Origin of the sequence: Flavobacterium saccharophilum (assembly GCF_900142735.1) — a bacterium.
Lineage (GTDB): Bacteria > Bacteroidota > Bacteroidia > Flavobacteriales > Flavobacteriaceae > Flavobacterium > Flavobacterium saccharophilum.
Genome location: NZ_FRBY01000001.1, coordinates 1,187,088 through 1,212,128 on the forward strand (window position 1 = coordinate 1,187,088; position 25,041 = coordinate 1,212,128).

26 protein-coding genes are annotated in these 25,041 nt (G+C 32.7%); 12 read left to right on the forward strand and 14 right to left on the reverse strand.

Features of this window, described 5'->3' with window-relative positions; translation table 11 throughout:
- Positions 1-25 precede the first annotated feature (25 nt).
- Positions 26-346 carry an MmcQ/YjbR family DNA-binding protein gene (locus tag BUA98_RS04940; protein ID WP_072970470.1) on the forward strand — a complete coding sequence of 107 codons (321 nt, stop codon included), beginning with the start codon at positions 26-28 and terminating at the stop codon, positions 344-346.
- Between the two features lie 3 nt (positions 347-349).
- Here BUA98_RS04940 and BUA98_RS04945 read toward each other — a convergent pair whose 3' ends face one another.
- The 10 genes from BUA98_RS04945 to ahcY all read right to left on the reverse strand — a co-directional run bounded on the left by BUA98_RS04945 (position 350) and on the right by ahcY (position 9,545).
- A complete protein-coding gene (locus tag BUA98_RS04945) occupies positions 350-958 on the reverse strand; it encodes an alpha-ketoglutarate-dependent dioxygenase AlkB family protein (RefSeq protein ID WP_072970471.1) in 609 nt (202 codons plus the stop codon).
- Positions 945-1,190, reverse strand: a complete 246-nt coding sequence (locus tag BUA98_RS04950; RefSeq protein WP_072970616.1) for an Ada metal-binding domain-containing protein — start codon at positions 1,188-1,190, stop codon at positions 945-947. Before BUA98_RS04950 ends, BUA98_RS04945 begins: the two co-directional genes overlap by 14 nt.
- 281 nt (positions 1,191-1,471) lie before the next feature.
- Positions 1,472-2,185, reverse strand: a complete 714-nt coding sequence (locus BUA98_RS04955; protein WP_072970472.1) for a 2OG-Fe(II) oxygenase — start codon at positions 2,183-2,185, stop codon at positions 1,472-1,474.
- Positions 2,186-2,195: 10 nt separating this feature from the next.
- Entirely contained in the window at positions 2,196-3,047 is an 852-nt protein-coding gene (locus BUA98_RS04960) for a methylated-DNA--[protein]-cysteine S-methyltransferase (protein WP_072970473.1), read from the reverse strand.
- A 148-nt stretch (positions 3,048-3,195) separates the two neighbouring features.
- Positions 3,196-3,528 carry a DMT family transporter gene (locus BUA98_RS04965; RefSeq protein WP_072970474.1) on the reverse strand — a complete coding sequence of 111 codons (333 nt, stop codon included), beginning with the start codon at positions 3,526-3,528 and terminating at the stop codon, positions 3,196-3,198.
- Between the two features lie 52 nt (positions 3,529-3,580).
- Entirely contained in the window at positions 3,581-4,669 is a 1,089-nt protein-coding gene (locus tag BUA98_RS04970) for a WG repeat-containing protein (RefSeq protein WP_086065154.1), read from the reverse strand.
- Positions 4,670-4,679: 10 nt separating this feature from the next.
- Positions 4,680-4,922 carry a hypothetical protein gene (locus BUA98_RS04975; protein WP_244279168.1) on the reverse strand — a complete coding sequence of 81 codons (243 nt, stop codon included), beginning with the start codon at positions 4,920-4,922 and terminating at the stop codon, positions 4,680-4,682.
- 78 nt (positions 4,923-5,000) lie between these two features.
- Positions 5,001-5,426: a hypothetical protein gene (locus tag BUA98_RS04980; protein WP_139256991.1), complete on the reverse strand. Its 426-nt coding sequence runs from the start codon at positions 5,424-5,426 to the stop codon at positions 5,001-5,003.
- A 278-nt stretch (positions 5,427-5,704) separates the two neighbouring features.
- Entirely contained in the window at positions 5,705-8,023 is a 2,319-nt protein-coding gene (locus BUA98_RS04985) for a patatin-like phospholipase family protein (RefSeq protein ID WP_072970478.1), read from the reverse strand.
- A 205-nt stretch (positions 8,024-8,228) separates the two neighbouring features.
- The gene (ahcY, locus tag BUA98_RS04990) at positions 8,229-9,545 is read right to left on the reverse strand and encodes an adenosylhomocysteinase (protein ID WP_072970479.1); all 1,317 of its coding nucleotides are present in this window, start codon (positions 9,543-9,545) and stop codon (positions 8,229-8,231) included.
- A 299-nt stretch (positions 9,546-9,844) separates the two neighbouring features.
- Here ahcY and BUA98_RS04995 point away from each other — a divergent pair, with 299 nt between their 5' ends.
- Complete coding sequence (locus tag BUA98_RS04995; protein ID WP_072970480.1) at positions 9,845-10,495, forward strand: 4'-phosphopantetheinyl transferase family protein; 651 nt, start codon at positions 9,845-9,847, stop codon at positions 10,493-10,495.
- Positions 10,496-10,533: 38 nt separating this feature from the next.
- Here the strand turns inward: BUA98_RS04995 and BUA98_RS05000 are convergent, their stop codons facing one another.
- The 3 genes from BUA98_RS05000 to BUA98_RS05010 all read right to left on the reverse strand — a co-directional run bounded on the left by BUA98_RS05000 (position 10,534) and on the right by BUA98_RS05010 (position 11,906).
- Positions 10,534-10,944: a group III truncated hemoglobin gene (locus tag BUA98_RS05000; RefSeq protein WP_072970481.1), complete on the reverse strand. Its 411-nt coding sequence runs from the start codon at positions 10,942-10,944 to the stop codon at positions 10,534-10,536.
- Complete coding sequence (locus BUA98_RS05005; RefSeq protein WP_072970482.1) at positions 10,941-11,228, reverse strand: hypothetical protein; 288 nt, start codon at positions 11,226-11,228, stop codon at positions 10,941-10,943. The genes BUA98_RS05000 and BUA98_RS05005 overlap by 4 nt, the downstream gene beginning before the upstream one ends.
- Before the next feature lie 81 nt (positions 11,229-11,309).
- Entirely contained in the window at positions 11,310-11,906 is a 597-nt protein-coding gene (locus BUA98_RS05010) for a Crp/Fnr family transcriptional regulator (protein ID WP_072970483.1), read from the reverse strand.
- A gap of 95 nt (positions 11,907-12,001) precedes the next feature.
- Here BUA98_RS05010 and BUA98_RS05015 point away from each other — a divergent pair, with 95 nt between their 5' ends.
- The 10 genes from BUA98_RS05015 (at position 12,002) to BUA98_RS05060 (ending at position 24,603) form a co-directional block, all read left to right on the forward strand.
- The gene (locus BUA98_RS05015; RefSeq protein WP_072970484.1) at positions 12,002-12,730 is read left to right on the forward strand and encodes a phosphoglycerol geranylgeranyltransferase; all 729 of its coding nucleotides are present in this window, start codon (positions 12,002-12,004) and stop codon (positions 12,728-12,730) included.
- A 23-nt stretch (positions 12,731-12,753) separates the two neighbouring features.
- Entirely contained in the window at positions 12,754-13,377 is a 624-nt protein-coding gene (gene pnuC / locus BUA98_RS05020; protein WP_072970485.1) for a nicotinamide riboside transporter PnuC, read from the forward strand.
- Positions 13,338-15,452: a DUF4301 family protein gene (locus tag BUA98_RS05025; RefSeq protein WP_072970486.1), complete on the forward strand. Its 2,115-nt coding sequence runs from the start codon at positions 13,338-13,340 to the stop codon at positions 15,450-15,452. The genes pnuC and BUA98_RS05025 overlap by 40 nt, the downstream gene beginning before the upstream one ends.
- Positions 15,452-15,856: an alternative ribosome rescue aminoacyl-tRNA hydrolase ArfB gene (arfB, locus tag BUA98_RS05030; RefSeq protein ID WP_072970487.1), complete on the forward strand. Its 405-nt coding sequence runs from the start codon at positions 15,452-15,454 to the stop codon at positions 15,854-15,856. Before BUA98_RS05025 ends, arfB begins: the two co-directional genes overlap by 1 nt.
- Positions 15,857-16,175: 319 nt before the next feature.
- Positions 16,176-18,371: a TonB-dependent receptor gene (locus BUA98_RS05035; RefSeq protein WP_072970488.1), complete on the forward strand. Its 2,196-nt coding sequence runs from the start codon at positions 16,176-16,178 to the stop codon at positions 18,369-18,371.
- A 310-nt stretch (positions 18,372-18,681) separates the two neighbouring features.
- A complete protein-coding gene (locus BUA98_RS05040; protein ID WP_159433449.1) occupies positions 18,682-19,365 on the forward strand; it encodes a GLPGLI family protein in 684 nt (227 codons plus the stop codon).
- Between the two features lie 79 nt (positions 19,366-19,444).
- Positions 19,445-20,188: a GLPGLI family protein gene (locus tag BUA98_RS05045; RefSeq protein ID WP_072970490.1), complete on the forward strand. Its 744-nt coding sequence runs from the start codon at positions 19,445-19,447 to the stop codon at positions 20,186-20,188.
- 671 nt (positions 20,189-20,859) lie between these two features.
- Positions 20,860-21,084 (forward strand): hypothetical protein, encoded by a 225-nt coding sequence (locus BUA98_RS05050; RefSeq protein ID WP_072970491.1) that lies wholly within the window; start codon positions 20,860-20,862, stop codon positions 21,082-21,084.
- A 58-nt stretch (positions 21,085-21,142) separates the two neighbouring features.
- The gene (locus tag BUA98_RS05055; RefSeq protein WP_072970492.1) at positions 21,143-21,883 is read left to right on the forward strand and encodes a GLPGLI family protein; all 741 of its coding nucleotides are present in this window, start codon (positions 21,143-21,145) and stop codon (positions 21,881-21,883) included.
- Between the two features lie 50 nt (positions 21,884-21,933).
- A complete protein-coding gene (locus tag BUA98_RS05060) occupies positions 21,934-24,603 on the forward strand; it encodes a TonB-dependent receptor (RefSeq protein WP_072970493.1) in 2,670 nt (889 codons plus the stop codon).
- A 6-nt stretch (positions 24,604-24,609) separates the two neighbouring features.
- On the opposite strand, the gene BUA98_RS05065 is transcribed toward BUA98_RS05060, so the two are convergent.
- Positions 24,610-25,023 (reverse strand): Rieske (2Fe-2S) protein, encoded by a 414-nt coding sequence (locus tag BUA98_RS05065; RefSeq protein ID WP_072970494.1) that lies wholly within the window; start codon positions 25,021-25,023, stop codon positions 24,610-24,612.
- Positions 25,024-25,041 lie beyond the last annotated feature (18 nt).

The following is a 25,041-nucleotide window of genomic DNA, read 5'->3' on the forward strand; positions in this document are numbered from 1 at the left end:
GTTAGGTCTGTTAAACGATTATACTATGATATCAATTGAAACATTTAGAAAATTAGCGATGTCATTTCCGAATGCAACAGAAGAACCCCATTTCGAGAAAACTTCTTTTCGTGTCAATAAGAAAATCTTTGCCACTTTTGATGAAAAGAACAACAGAGCTGTTTTAAAATTAAATGAAATCGATCAATCTGTTTTTTGTGCTTCTAGTCAAAAGATTTTTTATCCAATTCCAAATAAATGGGGAAAACAAGGCTGGACGATAGTTGAACTTTCAGAAGTAAGACCCGAAATGTTTGAAGACGCTTTGATACGATCTTATGAAAATGTAATTTCAAAAAAGAAATAATTTCTATCTGACAATCGTTCTAAAAGTCAAATTTACTCTTGGTTTTGATGTTGTTTTTGTTGGCGGCAAACGATGAAGCCAATGTGTTTGTGTTTCATCTTTCATTACTAATAAACTGCCGTGCTCCAGAATTAAGGAAACAACTTCTTTGGTTTCTTTGTGTTTGAAACTAAACTTACGTTCCGCTCCAAAACTGACAGAACCAATTGCGCCATTTTTCTTTAAATCTTTTTCGGCGTCACTGTGCCAGGCCATTCCTTCCTCACCGGAATGATATAAATTTAGGAGACAAGAATTGAAAGTTTCTCCGGTTTTATCTTCAATAATGGCTTTTAATTCTAATAATTCCTTCGTCCACGGAAGTGCTTTTTTGGTGGTATTCGAGTATGTATACTCAAAACCGGAATCGCCATACCAGGCTACTTTTCGTTTGGTTAAAATTAATTTTCCGAAGATAATCGCTTCATCATTTTTCCATTCAATTGTATTCAAAAGAACCTCTAAATAATGATTTGAATCTTCCCGAGAAAATAATTTTCCGTAATAATTCACCGTTCCTTCTTTCGGAAGCAGGTTTGTATTTTTGTCTGTATGCGGATTAAATAAGTCCATTTTTCCAGTTTTGATATTCGGTTTTCATGCAATGTCCGCAAGGCCTGAAACCATTTTGTTTCGCTTCATTTTCAGATAAAAAGAAAACCCGGTTTTCGCGTTTCATTCTTTTTCCGGAAGCACATTTTAAGGTTCCGTATATTTTTAGTTTTCGGTTTCCACCGAAGCAAATTTCCGCATTTTTAATTTTATTTCGAAGATCAGAGTCCGGAATTTTATCGTGATGAATCATAATCTTTTTAATTTTTTTACCCGAATTTTTCATCACATTTTCACCACATTTTTTATAGTAGAGGCGCACAGCAGTGCGTCTCGTCAAAGATTGGTTTTGCCACAGATTAAATCATTTAAAATCTGGTCGCTAAAATTAATCGCGCAAAGTCGCAGAGGCGCAAAGTTTCTATTAAAGAATTAGTAAGTATTTGTACACTATTCAAATTGTTTTAAAACTTAAAACGATACGATGAATTTTTTAATTCTTTGCGACTCTGCGACTTTGCGAGATTAAAATTATTAAGATAGTGCATCATGAAAAATAATCCCCAAAGTATAACGTTCACCCGAATGAATCTCGCTCACACCATGTTTCATATTCACACGATAATATCCTTTTGTTCCTTTTACGGGCCTGAAATTAGTTGTAAAAACCAGTACGTCACCTTTTTTAGGTTTCAAAACAATTGCCTTCGATTGCGCTCTCGGCGTTTGTTGTGTTAAGACAAATTCACCTCCCGTAAAATCTTCATCGGGTTCGTTTAGGAAAACTACGATTTGAATAGGAAAATAAATAGCTCCGTATAAATCCTGATGCAAAGTATTAAAACCGCTTTTACCATATTTTAAAATTAAAACCGTTGCTTTTAGTTGATTATTAGTGTGGCATTGTTCGAGCAATTTTTCATGTGTTTCCGGAAAAATAGTATTGATGTTTAATACTTTCATCCACGCATTTGCAATTGGCGCCAGTTTTGGATAAATGGCTGAACGAATGCTTTGAATTAAATCCGGAAGTGGATAATTAAAGTATTTGTATTCACCTAAACCAAAACGGTATCGCTCCATAACAACTGTTTTTCGATATAAATTTGGATTATCATAATCGAATTTTAAATCTTCGCATTCTTCGATAGTAAGTAAATTTGGAATGATGGCAAATCCATTTTCGTGCATAGATTCGGTGATGCTGTCCCAATTTTGAGAAGCAATTTTGGATTGTATATTTTGCATGGAATTAAGTTTAGAGATCTGAATTTAGTTGTGCGCCTTCCCAGCCAATTATAGCTGTTTTTCGAGTATTTCCCCACATATAACCGCCAAAGGTTCCAGACGATTGAATCACGCGATGACAGGGAATTAAAAATGCTACAGGATTGCTTCCAATGGCTGTACCTACAGCTCGTGAAGCATTTGGTTTCTCGATTTGATGTGCAATAGAACCATAAGTAGACAATTGTCCCATTGGAATTTTAAGTAACGTTTCCCAAACTTTCAATTGAAAATCGGTGCCTTTTAAATGCAGTTTGATTTCAGATAATTTACTCCAGTCATTTTGGAAAATAAACAAGGCATTTTGTTGTACTAAATCTAGTTTTCGGGAGAATGTGGCGTTCGGAAATTTATGTTTTAAATCGTGAAAACCGATTTCTTCGCTTTCAGCAAAAGCCATAAAACAAACCCCTTTTTGGGTCGAAGCCACAATTATATTCCCAAACGGACTTTCGGCAAAACTGAAATTGATTTCTAAATTTTTCCCGCCGTTTTTATATTCGGCTGGCGTCATACCTTCGATGTTTACGAATAAATCGTGTAAACGGCTCGTTCCGGAAAGTCCGGTATCAAAAGCGGCATCAAACAAAGTTGCCTGATTGTCTTCTTTCAGAATTTTTTTAGCATGTTCTACACTGATATATTGCAAAAACTTCTTCGGACTTGTGCCAGCCCATTCCGTAAACAAACGCTGAAAATGAAACGGACTTAAATGCACTTTTTCGGCAACCTCATCAAGATTAGGCTGCGCTTTAAAATTGGCTTTGATATAATCAATCGCATCGGCAATTCGGTTATAATTGATGTTTTCCTGTGTGTTCATTTCTTTCAATTTTATAATGCAAATATCGACAGGGTTTGACAGTCATAAAATCCGAAACTTGCTTTGTTTTTGTTTCAGGTTTCAAGTTTAACGTTTTGTATTAACTTGAAACCTGAAACTTGAAACTATTTTTTCAATAAATTAGAAATTAATGTACCGTTGTTTTAGAAAAAACATTGATGACTACAACACCAATCATAATTAAAGCCAATCCAATAATGGCTGGTAAATCTGGAATTTGCTTAAAGAAAACCGCACCAATAATAGTAATCAAAACAATTCCGACGCCGGACCAAATGGCGTAGGCAATTCCAACCGGAATAGTTCTCATGGCAAAACTTAAAAAGTAAAACGCAGCCAGATAGCCTATAATTGTAATAATGCTGGGAATTAATTGTGTAAACTGCTCCGATTTTTTTAAGGCAGAAGTAGCAATGATTTCGAATAGTATGGCAATTCCTAGAAAGAAGAAGTTTTTCATATTTCACGTTTTTACAAAGTTAAGCTTTGTTTTTGAGTGAGATCTAAAAGAATTATTTAAGACTATCTTTTGACATAGAAATACTTATTAATTTAAAACCATTTTCGGTTCTTAAAAATTCGAAATGATCCTGACCAAAATCCTCACCGTCTTTTGACGTTATTACTATGTTTTCAACTGGATATTGCCACTCTTTGGATTCATTACAATTGTTAAAATAATTCTCATATTCTTTTGCTTCAAATATAAATTGATTTAAACCATCAGTTGAAATAAAATAATCTGTTTTTTCAGAATTTAGTTCTTGTAATTTTAATTTTAAAAGAGTGTAATTCTGATCGATAAATGTAGTTTTTGGTTCGTTTATCCATCCGTTTGGATTTTTCCAATAGGTAATTTGCTCAAAAGAATGCTTTAGTAAATTCTCTTTGGATAGGTCTGAAAGCAAAGTGTTTTTGAGCCAAAATTTAAATTCTTTATCATAATTAATAAAGGAATAATACTGACCGTTAATTCCGTGAAAACTTTCTCTTGCAGGATCTTTGCTTCGCTCTTTTGATTTTTCTAAAGAATAAAAGTTCAGATCATAATCGTTTTCATATTCAAAGTTTTCTACTAAGACTTTATTGTTAGTATCAATAAGAAATTCTTTTCCCCCAGTCCAGCCGTAATGTTCGTCGTCAAACTTTTTCTTGATAGCACCTCTTAACGCGACAATCAGTCCGTTTCTGGCTTTTGTTAAATTGCTGTATGCTGCTGGAATTACAATTTTTCCTTCGCTGTTGAACATGCCCATTTTATCTGTTTTAGGGTCTCTGAAACGAATGAAACCTTCATTTTCGCAATCTGGTCCGTTATCAAAAATATACAAGCTGTCAAGTCCAACAATTTTTCCGGATTTGGTTAAGTAATAACTTTTCCAGCTATCATTTACATCTTCGCTTACAGCTATGATAGCGTTAAATTTATGAGCAGAAGTTAATCTAGTAAACTTTGGCGTTATTTTAATTTTTCCGTTTTGATCTTTAAATCCCAGGTGGGTTGTGTCTTTGTCCCAAAATGAAATCCAGGTATCATTACTTTGAGCCAGTACAGAACAACTTAAAAGCAGGAACATAAAAAAGATGATATTTTTTCTCATGAAAATTTACTTATCGCAGATGAATTTCAGGTTCCTTATTTTTTGCTTCGTCAAAACAAGCAGAGCATAACATTTTAAAATCGGCGTTGGCCTGAAAAACATCTGTCCATTCTTCGCCATTATCAAGAAGCCATTGTTCACATTCTCCACACCAGGCAATCTGCGGAAGGTCTTCTTCGGCTTCGGAATAGAAAAAACCAACTTTTGCTTTATTGTCAATAGCCATGGCAATATGTATGCAGGTAAAAGACATATCTTTTGAGCCATGTTTTTCACATGAAATTTTTTCAATCATATTTTTATTGTTGTGAAATTGTAATCAGTAGTAAGACTATTTTTTTCTTTCCTGTTTTTCTTTTTCTTTTTTTGCCTTTTCTTCTTCTTTAACTCTTTTTTCTTCTTCGTGTTTTTTGATAAGTTCTTCTTTTTGGATTTTTGCAGCCTGAATTTTGTTTTGCAAATCTTGAATTTTATTTGAACTTTTTTCTAATTCAGATTCTGATTTTGCTACTTTTTCTTCAGATTTTTGAACTCTCTTTTTAGATTTTTCAATCTCTTTTTTAATATCTGTATTGTTATTTGCTTTGCTTTCAAGACTGGCTAATTCTTGTAGATTAGCCTTTAAATCGGCTTCTTTTTCTGTTGATTTGGTTTGTAATTTCTTTAGTTTTCTTTCTTCATTAGCCAGCTTTTCTTCTGCTGTTTGAATATTATTAAGATTACGTGCCATATCGCGCTGTTGCTGCTGCTGTTGCATAAACATTTGATTTTGCTGTCTGAACATGGCATTGCTAGCCTGCATTTGTCTTTGCATACTGGATTGCGCTACTGAAAAAAAGGGTAAAAGGATAAGTAGTATTAAGACTAGGCGTGCTCTCATAATTTGATTTAGGTATTGGGGATTTTAATTTCAAAAGTAAACCTTAAAATCAATAATTGTGTTTATTATCTGATTAAATTTAAGTTTCCTGCCTTAAAATTAAAAACAAAACCCAATAGTTTTTTAAATCTAATTAAAATAGAAAATGGTTTTAATTATGGATTGAGTGACAGTCCAACGCTGAAAAATAGTCTCACTTTATTAATGTTGTTCATCCAGGAAGCGTCAAAATGAATTGGGCCTAGAATGGACTGATAAGAAATCGCTGTTCCTCCTGAAAGTACAAGACTAGGGGTATCATTTTCATCCCACTTTCCTTTTGGGCTAAATACATGGCCGATATATTCATCAAAAGTGTCAAAACCTACACTAGCAATATTAAAGTGTGGAGTGAGATAAATTTTTCCGGTTAAATTTATTTGAGAACCGAGTTTAAGTCCCATGTACTGTGTAACATTGAGTTCGTCTTCATGCAGGCCCGGAAATGAAAAACGATTGCTGCCAGAGCTCGGAATAATGCCGCCTAAAAAATATTTTGCGGCATAACCAAAACCTGAAAACGGAATTTGATCGTCTTTAAGTTTGTCCTGAAAAATAAAATAAGAATCAAATCCTACAATTCCTGTAATTTTCTTTTTTAAGAGTGCTCTCTTTTCAAAACTAAAACCCAATTTTGTGTAGCCATTTGTTGAACCTGAAATACTTGTCAAATCAGCGTCAGAAAAAGAGGTGTCTACATCACTAAGAAATGATCTTGCTGCATTTGCTTTTATAATGGTTCCGCTTGTAGCAAAAAATACTTTGTCCATATCATTATAGGAATAATGCATGTTGAATTCAATATTATTAGAGTGGTAGTTGGTTATGTTGACGGAGTTTGGATTGTATTCCCGGTCATATTTTGGTTTTAGATTAGAGTAGCTATAATTTAAACCAAAACCTACATAACTTTTCAGTGAATTTAAATTTTTGTTCACCTCATTATTGAGTTCAAAAGCATTATAAAGTATGTTGTCTGACGCTTTTCCATTTATGTAAATTTCTTGTCGCAGCAAGGCGCCATAAGCTTCAGATACCCACCACCATTCTCTGTATTGCCCAAAATTCTTCTGATAATTGATTCTCGCTTTTGGCTGTTCAGCAATATCTATTGTTACAAGAAGACGGGAGGCATCGGCGAGAACATTTCGGCCTGTGTAATTAAAAATTATTCCAACACCTCTGTAAGTGTCATAATGTATTGAAGTGTTGAGTTGATTTTCGGCGCGTTCAAATCCAAATAATGTGATTCCTAATTTGTCTTTATCTTTTATGAAATAGCTATATGTAATCTGATCAAAAAGATTAGTACCCATGGCTCTGTTAATTCCAGCTATTAAATCTTTGGTGGTGTATTTTACATGTGTTTTAAGGTTTGCTCTTCCGAGGACCAAAGGCATATTCTCAGGACTTATATTTTTGTAAACAATTGTGTCCAGGACAAATTCTTTTGGCATCTCAGGCAACGTGTGCGTTCGTTGCGGAAACGCTTTTAGTTTTTCTGATAAGGCAATTAAAGCCGGAAGATTTTGATTTGTTGCTATTTTACCGTCTTTGTAGATTTCGTCACTATCTGCAAAATCAGCCGTGGAGAAACGTAAGTTGGGCAAATGATCAACCAATATTGTACAAAGATCGCGATTTGCAGGATTCTTAATATTACTCGGAAACATACTGGTCTGCATCAAAATAGTCATCAGATTATTCAGCTTATCCATTGGTTCCATTCCTCCTCCTACATCGCTCCCAATAATAATATCAGCACCCATTTGTTTGGCAACATCTGTCGGGAAATTATTTAAAACTCCTCCGTCAACTAATACTGTTTTTTCGTAAGCCATTGGTTTAAAAACAGCAGGCAAAGACATACTGGCCCGCATTGCATAGGCTAAACTACCTTTGCTTAAAATAACTTCTTTTCCCTCAACCAAATCGGTTGCCATAGCTCGAAAGGGAATTGGAAGACTGTCAAAATCTCTAACATTATATACAGGAAAGGTTAATTCAGAAAGGTATTCTCTTAGATTTTGATCATTTAAAAGAGAACCAATGCTATTAAGTTTTCCATCTTTAACACCTATACCAACTAAATATCTTTGAAATTCTCGTTTTTCTTCAACGCTTACCATTCTTAGAGATTGACCGCCCCCAAGTACTTTATCCCAATGGATACTTTTGGTTAGTTTATCGATACTATCTCCGGAATATCCCATGGCATACAAACCTCCAATAATGCTTCCCATACTGTTTCCAACAATAAGATCGGGAACAATGTGTAAGGAATCGAGTTTTTGCAAAAGCGGAATATGTGCAACTCCTTTTGCTCCGCCGCCACTTAATACTAATACAACTTTCGGTTTCTTTTCCTGAGAAAAAATAATTTGTGGGAGACTTAGTAAAAATAAGAAGACGATTAAATAAGTAGTTTTTTTCAAGTTTGTACTGTTTAAGTATTTGAGAAATAGAATCTTATTTTGATTATTAAAAGTAAGCAGATATTTGTAAACGTGCAATCTTTTGAGAGAAATGTTTTTTTAGTAGAGTATAAAAACAAAAAACCCGACAGGTTTAAAAAACCTGTCGGGTTTGAAATAGGTATTAAAGAAATCTAAAATCAGAAATCTTTAATCTAAAATCAATTTAGTATCTGTAGTATTCTGGTTTGAATGGACCTTCAACCGGAACACCAATATAAGCAGCCTGATCGTCACGTAAAGTTTCCAATTCAACTCCTAATTTAGCTAAGTGTAAAGCAGCAACTTTTTCATCTAAATGTTTTGGTAACATGTAAACGTCATTGTTGTAAGCAGCACTATTTTTCCATAATTCGATTTGTGCCAAAGTTTGGTTTGTAAAGGAGTTACTCATTACAAAACTTGGGTGACCTGTAGCACAACCAAGGTTTACTAAACGACCTTCGGCCAAGATGATGATATCTTTTCCAGCGATTGTATATTTGTCAACCTGAGGTTTGATTTCGATTTTAGATGCACCGTGGTTTTTGTTCAACCAGGCCATATCAATTTCGTTATCAAAGTGTCCGATGTTACAAACAACAGTTTTATCTTTCATTTGCTCGAAGTGCTCTCCAAGAACGATATCTTTATTTCCTGTAGTTGTAATGATGATATCAGCATTAGCAATTACAGTGTTTAATTTTTTAACTTCATAACCGTCCATTGCAGCTTGTAAAGCACAAATTGGGTCAATTTCAGTAACTGTTACGATAGATCCAGCACCTCTAAAAGAAGCAGCAGTTCCTTTTCCAACGTCACCGTATCCACAAACGATTACTCTTTTTCCAGCTAACATTAAGTCAGTTGCACGACGTACAGCATCTACAGCAGATTCTTTACAACCGTATTTGTTATCAAATTTAGATTTAGTAACAGAGTCATTAATGTTGATTGCAGGCATTGGTAAAGTTCCGGCTTTTACTCTTTCGTAAAGTCTGTGAACTCCAGTTGTAGTTTCTTCAGATAAACCTTTGATTCCAGGAACCAATTCTGGGAAACGGTCAATAACCATGTTAGTTAAATCTCCACCATCATCCAAAATCATGTTCAATGGTTTTCTGTCTTCACCAAAGAATAAAGTTTGCTCAATACACCAGTCAAATGATTGCTCATCAAGACCTTTCCAAGCATAAACCTGAATTCCGGCAGCAGCAATAGCAGCAGCAGCCTGATCCTGAGTAGAGAAAATATTACAAGAAGACCAAGTAACTTCAGCACCAAGAGCAATTAAAGTTTCGATCAAAACAGCAGTTTGAATCGTCATGTGCAAACATCCAGCGATACGAGCACCCTTTAGTGGTTGTTCGTCTTTGTATTCAGCACGAAGTGCCATTAAACCTGGCATTTCAGCTTCAGCTAGTTCAATTTCTTTTCTTCCCCAAGCCGCTAGAGAAATGTCTTTTACTTTGAAAGCCACATAAGGCGTAGTTGTAGTACTCATTTATAGTGTATATTTGTATATTGTAAAATTTTTGCAAATTTACGGAATACCTTTGGAATTTTTACTATTTCTATAAGATTTGTGAAATGTTTAATTTCTTAATCTTTAGAAGATTAGTTGATTAATGTTTTTTAGAAGCTAATCCTGCTGTCCACTATATCTTTTCCTGGCTAAAGAAGCCAGAAAAAGGATGCCGTTCCCATCAGGGCTAAAAAGACGAGACATTAAATTACAAGTTTAGTTTCCAAAAGAAAGAATAATTCACAATTAATCATTTATAATTTACAATTAAACAAGTAATGCCTTTATTTAAAACCATACAGTGTAACGAAACGACCAAACTTTTAATTTGGGAAATAACCGAATCTTTTGAGGAGTTATTAAGCAAAGTAGTTTTGAAAGAAAAAACACAGTTGAGGTTAAACGGAATGAAATCCCAATTGCATCAGCGTGCTTTTTTAAGCGTTCGTATGCTGATTCAGGAAATGGGTTTTACAGATAAAGACTTGCATTATGATGAATTCGGAAAACCTTATTTCGATTGTCATAATTATATTTCGATTACACATTCCTATCATTTTGCAGCCATTATCATTAGCCATGAAACGGTTGGAATTGACATGGAACTACAGCGCGAAAAAATCCGTAAAATCGCTGATAAATTTGTTGATACCGAATTCGAATATTTAAATCCGAATGTTTCTGAAGAATACATTAAAAAACTTACTGTAATCTGGGGTGCAAAAGAAGCGATCTTCAAAATCAGAAACGAAAAAGGAATCAGCTTTAAAGACCATATTAGAGTTGGAGATTTTTCTTTGGATAAAGAACAAACGGAGGCCAGTCTACATTTTGATAAGCTGATTAAAGATTTCAATGTGCATTACGAGGAAATCAAATCTGATAATTTTGAAGGGAAATTTACTTTGGTTTATGCTTTTGAGAAGTAAGATTTAGTCGCAGGTTACAGTCTCAGTAATCAGTAGAATTAAATTTCAGTTGAAGTTTCACCGATTTTTTTTCGATGCTCAAACATACTCACAAATAAAAAAGTTCCCATTTTTCGGGCACGTCTCTTTAGTGTTTCCACATTTTCGCCTTCAAAATGTTCATCTAAAGTCTGAAACCAGTAGTTAAGCCAGATTCCGAATTCGTTTGAAGTGATTTTGCCATCAAAACGAGCATCAACCTCATTGTGCACGGCATTAGGATTGCCTTTGTATTTTTTGACTGCAAATAAATTGGTTTCCCAAAAATCAGTCAGTTTATCGAGATGAGCATCCCAATCTTTAATCATGGTATTAAAATAAAAACCAATTTCTTTATCAGTTCTTATTTTAGCATAGAACTGATGTACTAAAAATTCGACATCAGTTCTATTTTCTATTTGCTTTTTCATAGTACAAAACTATTCAGAAATATGAGTAAAACACTTAATACAGCGCTTAAAATAATAAGGTTAAAAACTACTTTATGTTTCATCTGTGCTAAAATTGAAGTATTAGCAAAAACACAAGCCAATACAATAATAGCCAGCTGAATCATTTGTCCAATAGAAGTTCCGTGTGAAAGAATGTACATTGCAGCAGCGCCACCTAAACAGCTTTGGCCAATTACAGCCATTGCTGCAGAACCCATGTAATTTTTATTGAAATTTTCGAATGTTGTTTGATATAGTGTCATGATATTGAGATTTTTATACTACAAAGGTACATGCACAATACATCTTCATTTTATGACTTTAATCATAAAACAGCAACTATTTTATCTGTATACTTTTCTGTTTATAATCTTCAAAAGACCTTTTTTCTCTAAAGCTTTTATGGTTCTAATTACAGTTTCGACACGCAGACCAGTTAAATCTCCAATTTGTTGTCTGGTAAAATTAATATGGTAACCATTAGCATCTTTTTTAAAATTAAAATAGGCGATTCCGTGGTCAATTAATTTCAAAACTCTGTGCTCCGGTTCCTGAGTAGACATTTCAGCCGCCATAACCGATTTATAATACAATCGCTGTGCTAAATTTTCGATTATTTTCAAGCTTATTGCTGGGTTTTCTTCCAGTAATTTGAGGAAATTGTTTTTAGGAAGAAGAAGAACTTCTGAATCATCAACTGCAATAGCATTTGCCGGATACTTTTGATTTAAAAATAAGGGAGGTTCACCAAAGGACTGTTCTTTATAAAAAATCCCCTGAATAAATTCTCTGCCATCATCATTGTAATTACTCATTTTTACTTGTCCGGAAATAATCTGATAATAATGAGTAGGCAAATTTCCTTCTTCAAAAATAATTTCATTTTTATCGAAAGATTTCTTTAAGGCGCCGTATTTTTCTAACAATTCAGGAGCGATCATGCCGTCATTTTTTTAGTTTTAAAAAGCAATTGTACAAATATAATTCATTCAAAATAGTTCTTCTGCATTAAAAAACTTTTACTTTTACGCCCGTTATGAAACAAAAAATATCCAACATACACCAACAGATTTTGGAAGCGAAAAAGAAGGGGCAAAAATTATTGGCCATACTTTTAGATCCGGACAAAATTGTATGGGAAAATTTAGATCATTTATTAGTTAAAATAAAGCAATCACCGGCAACACACATTTTTGTGGGAGGAAGTATAGTTCACGCTACTATTTTAGAAGATTTACTTACTGAATTAAAACAAAAAACCAATTTGCCCGTTGTGATATTTCCGGGCGATCCGTCGCAGATTTCTCCGCAGGCAGATGCAATTTTGTTTTTGTCTTTGTTGTCTGGGCGAAATCCGGATTATTTGATTGAATATCAGGTTCAGGCGGCGCCAATTTTAAAGAGAACAAATCTTGAAGTTATTTCAACAGGATATATTTTAATAGAAAGTGGCAATGAAACAGCAGTAGCCCGCGTAAGTAAAACAAAGCCGCTTAAACGTGAAAACCTTGATTTGGTTTTGGCAACAGCACAAGCAGGGGAAATGTTGGGTAACAAATTAATGTATTTAGAGGCTGGAAGTGGTGCTAAAAATGCAGTGCCTCTGGAAATGATACAGTTAATTTCGCAAAATATTGAAATTCCTATAATTGTTGGCGGAGGAATTGTAGATTTGCAGGGAATTCAAAATGCCTATAAAGCGGGTGCTGATTTAGTAGTTATTGGGACTGCTTTTGAAAACGACAGTCATTTTTTTGAAGCCTAAATCATAACCAAACAACCAACCAAATGATTAATTTTTTTGTTGACAGCTATAAAAATGCGCCGTTGTGGCATATTGCACTAGAGTTTTTAGTTTTTGTCTGTGGAATTTTAAGTGTCTGGTTTGCAAAAAAAGAGAATATCTGGGTATATCCAACAGGTTTAATCGCTACGGTGATTTCAGTTTATCTATTATATATTGCGGGTTATATTGGTGATATGATTATCAATGGATATTTCTCGATTATGAGTATTTACGGATGGTATTTATGGGGAAAAGGTGGGTCTAAAGAAGATAATTTACCAATTACTCGTACAAATGTTAATGAAAAAATAATCGGAATCGTACTATTTTTTGTAACTGTTTTTGTAGTTTTCGGTATTTATAAATATTTCGATTATGAAATTAAAAATGACAATTATATTGACATGATTTCATCGGGAATATTTTTTGCCGGAATGTGGTACATGGCCAGAAAAAAAATCGAAAACTGGACACTTTGGATTATTGGTGACATTATTGTAGTGCCTCTTTATGCCTATCGTGGCTTAGGGATGTTGTCGCTTCAATATTTAATTTTTACAATTTTAGCTATTTCAGCTTATTTAGAATGGAGAAAAATCTTAAACAACAAGAAACAAATATCATAAAAATCGCTTTATTTGGGCCTGAAAGTACAGGTAAAACTACTTTGGCGAAACAATTGGCAGATTACTATGAAACCGAGTGGGTTCCTGAATTTGCACGCGATTATCTACAAGAAAAGTGGGAGAAGAATCAGCACATTTGTGTTGCTGATGATATGCTTCCAATCGCTTATGGACAAGTTGCATTGGAAAATAAAAATCTTTCATCTGCTAAAAAATATCTTTTTTGCGATACCAACTTAATGGTTACCAAAGTTTTTTCTGAAATGTATTATGGTTTCTGCGATCCTTCGCTAAACGAAGCAGCACTAAAACATGAATACGATCTGTTTTTTCTAACGGACATTGATGTTCCGTGGGAGAAGGATGATATTAGAGATACACCAGATGGTCGGGAAACAGTGTTTTCTGTTTTTAAGCAAACGTTAATTGATACTAAAAAACCTTTTGTTATTCTTTCTGGCAATAAGAAAAGTCGTTTAGCAAAAGCAACTTCAATTGTAGCTAATTTGGCTTTAGCGAAAGAACGTGGTTTTTCAACTGAAGATTTTCTTCAGATATATAATCATGGAATTTCTTTTGATACTATTTTAAAGCAATTAGAAATTTTTGAAAACGGAATAGCAAAATGTAATTTAGTTAGTGCGGCAACCATTGATAATGGGATTTTGTCATTGTCAGAAGTTGAGTTTGAAGAGAAAGCAAGATTCTTCGACAATCAAAAAGAAAATCTGAAAATAAAAAAATTCGTTCCGGCTTCAGGGGCAGCAACAAGAATGTTTAAATTTTTGAGAGCTTTTTTGAATGATTTTGATATTGAAAAAGAAACTATCAATGCCTACATCAACAGGAAAAAAGATAAAGAATTGTCTATGTTTATTGTAGCAATGGAAAAGTTTCCTTTTTTTGAAGCATTACACAAAGAATTAAATCTACTTTATCCTGATTTTGAAACATTGGAGAGAGATTACAAGAATTATTATTTTATAAAACTTCTACTTTCTTCTGACCATTTTGATTTTGCAAATAAGCCAAAAGCAGTTTTGCCTTTTCATAAGTATAAAGACCATATTGCCAATCCGATAGAGGAACATTTAAATGAATGTTTTCACTATGCTTCATCAAATCAGGTTTCTAATCTTCATTTTACGGTTACTGAGGCACATCAGCAGCTATTCGAAAAAGAAGTTGAAATATTAAAAGGAAAGGTAGAAAAAGCTTCGGAAATTCAAATTAATATAGGTTATTCTTATCAAAATAAAAGTACAGATTCAATTACTGTTGATACTAATAATAAAATTGTGCGGGATAAAAATGGAATGTTAGTTTTTAGACCCGGAGGACATGGTGCATTGATTGAAAATTTAAATAAGCTTAATTCTGATATTATTTTTATTAAAAATATTGATAATGTGATTCAGAATCATATTGATAAAATTACATTGTACAAGAAAGCTTTGGCAGGCGTTTTAATTCAGATGCAACACAAGGTTTTTGACTATTTAAAAGCGATTGAAAAGCAGGAGGTTAAAGAAGAAAATGTCGAAGAAATCGTTGCTTTTTTAACTGAAAAATTAAATATCCAAATAACAAGTGATTTTCACAAATTTACGTTTGAGAATAAAGTCATCAAAATTAAGGATTTACTCGACAGGCCAATAAGAATTTGTGGAATGGTTAAAAATGAAGGAGAACCAGGTGGAGGACCATTTTGGATTATGAATGATCAAGGAAAGATTTCACTGCAGATCGTTGAAGCTTCGCAGGTAGATTCTTCAAATAAAAAGCAACGGGCAATTATGGGAGAGGCTACCCATTTTAATCCAGTTGATTTAGTCTGTGGTATCAAAAATTATAAAAATAAAAAATTTGATTTATTACAGTTTGTAGATCAGAAAGCAGGTTTTATAGTTGAAAAAAGTATAGAAGGAAAAGCAGTTAAAAGTTATGAATTACCAGGTTTATGGAATGGCGCAATGGCCAATTGGTTAACAATTTTTGTGGCAGTTCCGTTAATAACTTTTAATCCGGTGAAAACGGTAAATGATTTATTAAAAGCACCACACCAGCTACAATAATGGATATTGAAAAAGTCATATCAGAATTAAGTTTTAAAGCCGTTCGAAGTAGTGGTGCCGGTGGACAAAACGTAAATAAAGTATCATCAAAAGTGGTGCTAACTTTTGATTTGAATACATCTCAAGCCTTGTCTGAAGAAGAAAAAGCACTTTTATTGGTGAATATTGCCCCGCGCTTAACCAATGAAAACATTGTGATTTTAAATTGTGATGAAGACCGAAGTCAGCTTAAAAATAAAGACATTGTTGTAAAGCGTTTTTTAGATATAATCAAAAAAGGATTGCATGTTCCGAAGGTTCGAAAAGCAACTAAGATTCCAAAATCAGTAATCAAAAAGCGAATTAAAGACAAAAAGAATATTTCTGAGATAAAGCAATCAAGAAGAAGGCCAAACTTAGATTAAATTCTAATTTATAAAATTCCAAATTCCAATTGAAAACTAGATAATGAAGTTTTTTGGAATTTGGAATTTGCTTTTTTTGGAATTTAATTTTTTGAGATTTGGAATTTGATTTTTGGTTTTTTTAAGTTTACATTTGTACTGTCTCAAAGGGGTGCTCTAAATAACGAGCTGAGATCATACCCAAAGAACCTGAGCGAGTAATGTTGCTAAGGGAAAAAATGACAATGGTTAGCGTGCACACTATATCTTGTCGTAAGAAACACATTTATTAATTTAACAAAAAGAATAATTCCCCCTTTTATTCGTAATTTTTTTACGGATGAAAACTTCTCTTAAAGGTATTAAGGTACTAAGTTACAAAGGTTCTAAGTTTTTAAAAACTAGACGAACCAAATCTATTTTCTTTACTCTATTTTCTTTACTCTATTCTCTATTTTCTTTCGCTCAAGAGCAAGAAAAAGATTCTACCAAAGTAAATTCTCTTGATGAGGTTTTGGTCTCTGCTGTTCGTGTTACTACAAAAACGCCGGTTACGTTTAGTAATCTGGATAAAAAAGATATCAAATACAGAAACTTAGGGCAGGATATCCCAATTCTTATGAATTATATGCCTTCTGTTGTAACAACTTCTGATGCTGGTAACGGAATGGGTTACACTGGAATTCGCGTCCGCGGAAGCGATGCAACGCGTGTTAATGTTACCATCAACGGAATTCCATACAATGATGCTGAAAGTCAGGGAACATTTTGGGTTAATATGCCTGATTTTGCTTCCTCTGTAGAAAGTCTTCAATTACAGCGTGGTGTTGGAACTTCAACTAATGGCTCTGGTGCTTTTGGTGCCAGTTTAAATATGCTGACAGACAATTATGCTTCAAAAGCAAATGGTGAAATTTCAAGTTCATATGGAAGTTTCAATTCTCAAAAAAACACAGTAAAATTTAGTACAGGTTTATTAAACGATCATTTTGAATTGGCAGGGCGTTTGTCAAGAATCAAATCAGATGGTTATGTAGACAGAGCAAGTTCTGATTTGAAATCGTATTTTTTACAGGGAACTTATGTTGGCAAAACAACCTTAATTAAGGCATTGGTTTTTGGCGGAACAGAAAAAACATACCAATCCTGGAACGGAATCGATGCTGAAACCCTAAACTCAAACCGTACTTTCAATTCTGCCGGAATGTATACGGACGAAGCTGGAAACATTCGTTTTTATGACAATGAAACAGATAACTATCAGCAAGATCATTATCAATTGCATTGGAGTGAATCATTCTCAGATAAATGGAGCTCAAACTTAGCAGTTCATTACACCAAAGGAAAAGGCTACTATGAAAATTATAAATATGATGAGCCGGTTGCAGGATATGGGCCAATCGAACCTACCAAAATGGTTGAGAATGATAACGGAGAATTAGTGCCGGGTACCGATTTAATTCGTCAGAAATGGTTGGACAATGATTTCTACGGAACTACTTTTTCTGTAAAATATAAAGATGAAAAACTGGACGTGATTTTTGGCGGAGGCTGGAATAAATACGAAGGCGACCATTTCGGGAAAGTAATTTGGGCGAGAAATTCTGCTCAATCGGAGTTAGGCGATCATTATTACGATGATTTCTCAACTAAAACAGATGGAAATATTTTCGCGAAAGCCAATTATCAGGTTACAGAAAAATTAAGCTTTTATGGTGATTTGCAATATAGAAATGTAAAATACAAATCCAATAGTGCAGACACTGGTTTGGTTGATGATAATTTCAATTTCTTTAATCCAAAAGCAGGTTTGAATTATGAAATCAATCAAAAGAATACCCTTTATTTCTCGTATGCCAGAGCCAATCGCGAACCAAACAGAACGGATTACGAAGGTGGAAATGTAAAACCGGAAAAACTAAATGATTTTGAATTGGGATGGAGATTCAATTCGGAGAAATTTCAGTTGAATTCGAATTTCTATTATATGGCATACAAAGATCAGTTGATCTTAACCGGAACATTAGACGATGTTGGTGCACCAATTCGTTCCAATACTGATAAAAGTTACCGTTTAGGTTTTGAAGTGGATGCAACTATTAAATTATCAGAGAAATTTATATTGCGACCAAACTTCACATTAAGCAGTAATAAAAATGTTGATTTGGCTGTTGAAGGGCAAAACTACGGAACAACTAAAATTGCGTATTCGCCAGAAGTAATTGCAGGAAATATTATTGTTTATAGCCCACTTGAAAGTTTGCACATTTCGCTATTACAGAAATACGTTGGTGAGCAATACATGAATAATATCGAATTGGCATCAGCAAAATTGGCTGATTACTTTGTAAACGATCTTAATGTGTCTTATGAGATTAAACCAAAATCTGTCTTCAAATCAATAATGATTACAGGATTGGTAAATAATATTTTAGATAAGAAATATGTTTCAAACGGGTATATGTGGGATGTCTATCCATACTATTATCCACAGGCAGGAATCAATTTCTTAGCCGGATTAACTTTGAAATTCTAAAAAATATCTTTGAAAGAAAAAAAGCCTGAAAGTTTTAAATTTTCAGGCTTTTTTGTTTTTGGAAAATGCTTTAGTGAACTACTAATGAAACAGGTTTTTGATTAAGAAATTTCTTATTTTTAAATTTGAAACAATTTTATTGTATTTGTTTTTATCCCCAAGTATTGCTATGTTTTGTAAGATATATTCTGTGTTTTACTTGTTTTTTACTTGTTAAAAATTTGTTAATTTTATAAGTTTAAGCTTATTTTTTTAAAAAATTTTCTTTGGTTAGCCAATGGAAAAAATAAATTTAAAGAGCCATATAATTATGAGAAATATCTTTCTCCTTTTCTTTTTTTCTTTTGCTGGTTTTTCACAAACTTCGGGTATAGCTTATTACGGTATTCAGCTGCCAGAATATAAAGGTAAGAATGGTGAAAAAAGTGATATCCTTTCTGAAGCCAAAAAAGTAGCAGAAAGTCATAATTTTATTTTGGAATTTAATGAAACTCAATCTCACTTTTACCTTTCGAATGAGATGGAAAATGAGGGCGCTAACGTGTTAATTAACGGAGTTGCCAATATTATATCGGGACATGAAAATTATTATGATAAGGGTAAGCAGCTAAGTATTAACAAACATGTTGATGGAATTCTTATCAAAGACAAGAACGCTGTTAAATCCTGGACAATTACAAACGAAACAAAAGTTATTGATAATTATCTATGCTATAAAGCTGAATTTATTAAAAAGTACAAAGGTTATAATGGAGAAATGAGTAAAACAATAATTGCCTGGTTTGCTCCCTCTTTGCCATTTCCTTTTGGCCCTAATAGCTATAATGGATTGCCAGGTTTAGTATTAGAATTAATTGAAACAGGAGAAAAAGTTAAAACATATTTTATCAAAAAGATTGAATTGAAAGAGCAAAGTATTCTAATTAAATTCCCTGAAGGCAAAGTTTTAACAGAGGAGGAGTTTATGAAAAATTCGACTTACATTCCGAAATAAATTTAATGTTTAGAATTTAATTTCTACCAAAACAGTCTTTTTTTGGTAGTATTCTATATAAATCTTATGAATATCAAATATGAAAAAAATAGTTTTTGTTTTGTTAATTCTTTTTGTTTCAAACGCTCTTTTTTCTCAGTCTGGACGTATTGATTATCTCATAAAATTGGATTCACTTTCATTTAAAGATAATGGAAAATTTAAAGAAAGATTACAAAAAATGAAAGAATATGCCAGCAACCAGAAGTTTAAATTAAGTTTTAATACCAATCGATCTAGTTTTGAATATATTGAAAGTCTGAGTTCTGACCCAAGTTTTAATGAAAGCGAAAATATTATTGCGAGATTTGCGGCGACTACTGCTTCTGACTTTTATTACGACAGAATTGAAAACAGAGAAATTCAAAAGAAAAATGATGGGCAATTAGTAGAAAAAACGAATGCAAGAGTAGATTGGGTTATTGGTACGGAGTCGAAAAAAATTGATAATTACTTATGCTATAAAGCTACCTATCAGGAGTCTTATATAAGTAGAAAATCAGGTAAAAAAGAATATACAGAGATTGTGGCTTGGTTTGCGCCTATTTTACCATATGGTTATGGGCCTATTCAATTTTATGGATTACCCGGCTTGATTTTGGAGCTTAAATATAAAAATACCACCTACTTAGCTGCTAGAATAGAACTGAAAGATGATACAGTGGATATAAAATTCCCAAAAGGGAGAACAATTACCGAGGATGAATATAATAGTAGATTGCAATCTAGTGCTGGAGCTGTATTGTTGACAAGAAAGAAAGCGGAAAAGAAGGAACAAAAATAAAAAAAAATACAGTTGTTATTACAATATTTAAAAACTCCAAATTATGTTTAATTTATGCTCAAAACCCCACTCGTTTTTTTAATAACCCCACTTTCTTACCCAGGCCAGAACATTTGAAGGGTGGTTTCTAATGATGCAGATAAACCATTAGAATCGACCAATATCATTGCAAAACCCTTACAAGAAAAAAAGCGAGTTTAAAATTTTCGATTGCAGATAACAAAGGGCGATATCGTCTAGAGTCGGATGTTAACGTAAAGTATGAAATTATGGTTTCCTATATGGGTTTTTAATGATTATTAGTTTAGCAAATAATATCTTAAATAAGAAATGTAATTCAAAATGGTATATGTGGTATGTTTATCCATAATTTATGGAATTAATTTCTTTGTCGGATTGAATTTGAAATTCTAAAATTATTTTTAAATAAAAGTCTAAAGTTTATAATTAAGAATTTTCTTATTTTTAATATTGCAAACAATCTTATTATAATTTGTAGTCATCACTTATTATTACTGTATTTTGTAAGATATATGCCTGATTTAATTTTTAATATACTTGTTAAAAATTTGTTAATTATATAAGTTTAGGTTTACATTTTTTTTTTTTTTTTTTTCAAATTTACTTCGGTTAACCAAAAAACATTTAATAAATTTAAACCATAAATTATTATGAAAAAATTATTTTTTACTGCTTTTGCAGTTGTAGTATTTAGCAGCGTTGCAATGGCAAATTCTACTGAGTTGAAAGAAACAACAACTTTACAAAATGTTATTAAAGTAGTTGAAGTTGAGAACCAAGCAACCCCTTGCGAAAATGCGGCGATTGATTATTATGAAGCTACTGGTTCTAATGATCCAGCATTTTTTACTTATTTAATTGCAATGTGTCATTAAGACCAATTAATAATAAGCTCCAAGTTTTATTACTTGGAGCTTTTAATTTAATATAATTATGAAATATTTTTTTTTTAGTTTACTTTTCACAAGTATAGTTTACTCTCAGCAAACTGTTATCGTTACATATGATTTCCATACCTCCTTCTCAAATAATGAGCTTAAAAACGAAGATGCAAAAAAGCTTTTTGGAAATACTGTTGAATTGGCAAATAATCAAAAATTTCAATTATCGTATAGTGAAAATAAGGCTAGTTTTAAATATATAGATCAGCTAGGTCTTGATTCAGATCCTCAATTACTAAATATATCCAGAATGGCGTTTACTTCACTCGATGTTTATACTAATTTAGAAGCTAAAGCCCAAATTACGGTAAGAAATGATGGTACTTTAGTAGAGAGTAAAATTACTCCTTTAGATTGGGAAATTACCGCAGAGTCTAAAAACATAGGTGGGTATTTATGTTACAAAGCGCTTTTTAATGAAAACTTTATCGATAGCTTTGGTAAAAATAGAAGTACTAAAATAGTAGCTTGGTTTGCTCCAAGTTTACCTTTTAGTCTGGGCCCTAAATACTTTTACGGTTTGCCGGGACTTATTTTAGAAGTCACGGAGTATGTTAATTCGCATGGTAATACTTTTTTGGCAAATACTATTGAGTTGAGAGATAAAAAAGAGAATATAAAGTTTCCAAATGGTAAAACAGTTACTAAAGAAGAGTACGATAAAAAATTTCAATACAGCGATGGAGCTGTTTTGCTAGCAAAAAAAAGGGAGGAAACGAAAGGAAAAGAATAAAACTTATTATAATTGTTAGTTGTTTATATTTTCCAAATTATCTTTAATTTATGCTCAAAACCCTACTCGTTTTTTTAATAACCACACTTTCTTACGCCCAAACCAAAACATTTGAAGGGGTAGTTTCTGATGATGCTAATAAACCCTTAGAATCGGCTAATGTTATTGCAAAATCCTTACAAGAAAAAGCGAGTCTAAAATTTTCGATTGCAGATAACAAAGGGCGATATCGTCTAGAGTTGGATGTTAATGTAAAGTATGAAATTATGGTTTCGTATATTGGTTTTCTTGATCAGGTATTTATTTTGGAGCCTAATTCAAATATTAATTCTTATGACTTTAAATTAAAATCTACAGGAGAAAACTTAAAAGAAATCGTAATTAAACACGAGTTTAAGCCAATTGTTATTAAAAAAGACACCTTAACTTTTGATGTCAATAGTTTTGCTAATGGTAACGAACGCAAAATGAAAGAAATCCTTGAAAAGTTACCCGGAGTTGAGGTTGATAAAAAAGGAATCGTTACTGTACAAGGCAAAAAAGTCACCAAAATGTTGGTTGAGGGGAAATCTTTTTTTGGCGGAGGTTCTAAGTTAGCTGTAGAAAATATTCCTGCCGATGCGTTAGATAAAATTGAAGTTATTGATCATTTTAACGAAGTTGGTTTTATGAAACAAGTGTCAGACAGTGATGATTTGGCAATGAATGTAAAATTGAAAGAAGATAAAAAGAAATTTGTTTTTGGAGATGTACAGGCAGGTGTAGAGGCTGGAGGAGGAGATAATGGTTTTTATCTCGCACATGCAGCTTTGTTTTATTTTGCGCCCAAAACCAATTTAAGTTTTATTGGTGATGCAAATAATATCGGAAAAAGCACTTTTACTTATGATGATTTAACGCGGTTTGGAGGCGGTTTCAGCAGTTTTCTTTCCGGTAGAAAAGCGTTGACAGATTTAGACTCTTTTTCTAAAGACAATACCGACATGCTTAAATCTCAATCACAGTTTAGCGCTTTTAATTTTAGTCATGAATTTTCATCAAAACTGACTCTGTCTGGGTTTGGAATTGTTTCTAAAGTTTTTACTGCTGCCAGAATTGATAATAATGTTGAATATTTGAACAACAATAGTACTGTCGATTATGAAAAAAAGGTTCGGCTTGCAGATAATACTGCGGTGTTAGGACTAGGAAATATAAAATTGGATTATTCACCAACAAAGAAAGAAAAATGGTATTACAATGGGCAATATCAGTCTAATACGAATGATTTAGAAAGCGTTTTAAATTCCTTGACAAATTTAGGATCAAGCGTTTTTGAAACCATAAATAAAGCTGATAACGCATCAGTCAAACAATATATAGAATGGCACAAAAGTTACAATGATCACAATACAACAACTTTTGTCGTAAATCAGGCTTATACTAAACTTACACCAAAAAATAATTGGTTTACTGATGAACCGTTTTTGCAAGGACTAATTCCATTAATAGAAGATGAAAGTTATACGGTTGATCAGGTAAAAAAATCTGAAGTAAACAGTATTGATGCCCTTTTTAAGCATTACTGGATTATTAATAACACAAATCATTTGTATACCAATATTGGAAACAATTTTGAAAAATCTAATTTTAATACTTCCGAAAAACAAATCTTAACAGATGGATCTATTAATGATTTTGCCATAGCTGGTTTTGGCAATGCTATTAATTACAGATTAAATGATGCCTATATTGGCCTAGAATATAAATTTAAAATTGGGAAATGGGTTAACAAACCAGGACTGTATTTGCATTGGTATGATTTGAATACTTCTCAAATTGATGGTAATTACAGTGTATCAAAAACATTGCTCCAGCCACAATGGAATAGTGATTACGAGTTTAATAAATCAGAGAGTTTGAATTTTACCTATAAATTAGAAAATCAGTTTCCAGATGTTAACCAAATGGCAAATCGATATACTTTGGAATTTTATAATGCGGTGTATAAGGGTAATGCATTATTAGAAAACGAAAGATACCATTCCTCTACTTTGCGATACTCAAAAATGAATTCTTATAAAGGAATTATTTGGAATGGAATGTTGAATTATTCCAAAAAAGTAAAAGTAATTCGAAATGAAATAAAACTGGATGGAATCGATCAGTTCAATACGCCAATTTTAACCGATAATCCCGAAACAAATATTGGGTTTAATGGTTTTGTATCTAAACGAATTTATCGATTTAATTTGAAGTTAAATACAAGATTATCATGGTTTAATTATTCGCAAACATTAAATGATATTACGACAAATAACCAAAGAAATAATCAGAATGTTGGTCTGATTTTTAAAACCGCTTATAAAAAATGGCCAGACTTTACTATTGGTTATACAAAAGGTTTTAGTGAATTTTCGGGTTTGACAAAATCAAAATATCAAACGGATGCTCTGACATCATCCTTTGAATGCACATTTTTAAAATCCTGGACTTATAAAATAGATTATGAGAGTTTAAAAAATACAAACGATAATAAACAGTCTAATTTTTATGATATTTTAAACACGTCACTTTTTTATCAAAAGAAAAATAGTCCGTTGGGTTTTGAATTGACGGCTAATAATTTGTTTGATATCAAAAAGAAAAATAGTTATTCATTCTCTGACTATATGATAAGCGAGCAGGCTGTCTATATTTTGCCCAGAGCCATTATATTTACGCTATCGTATAAATTGTAACTACTTTTAATTATAAACGTGAATCAACGTTCCGTTAACTTCTACTTTGTATTGTTTTAAAGGATATTCTTTGCCTCCAAGTCCGGTAAATAAACTATAAGATGTTTTATCACAAGAGCATACTGCATTAATACCATCAATGGTCATAGCGGTGCAGGAATTTAAAGCCTGATTTGGGCACGCAGCATCAAAAGCATTATAAGTACCTCCGGCATTAAAAATAATAACCCCTTTGGCTCCAAAATTTGGAACAATAACACCGTTGCTTACAAATTTAAGATTTGAATAGGCAGGCAAATTCATATCTACAGATAAGTTTACAGAATAGTTTGGTATGTTTGGATTATTATTACTTCTTTCACTACCACTACAAGAGAAAAGAATAGAAACAAATACGATTAATAGCCAGATTTTTTTCATTATTTAATTAAGAATTAG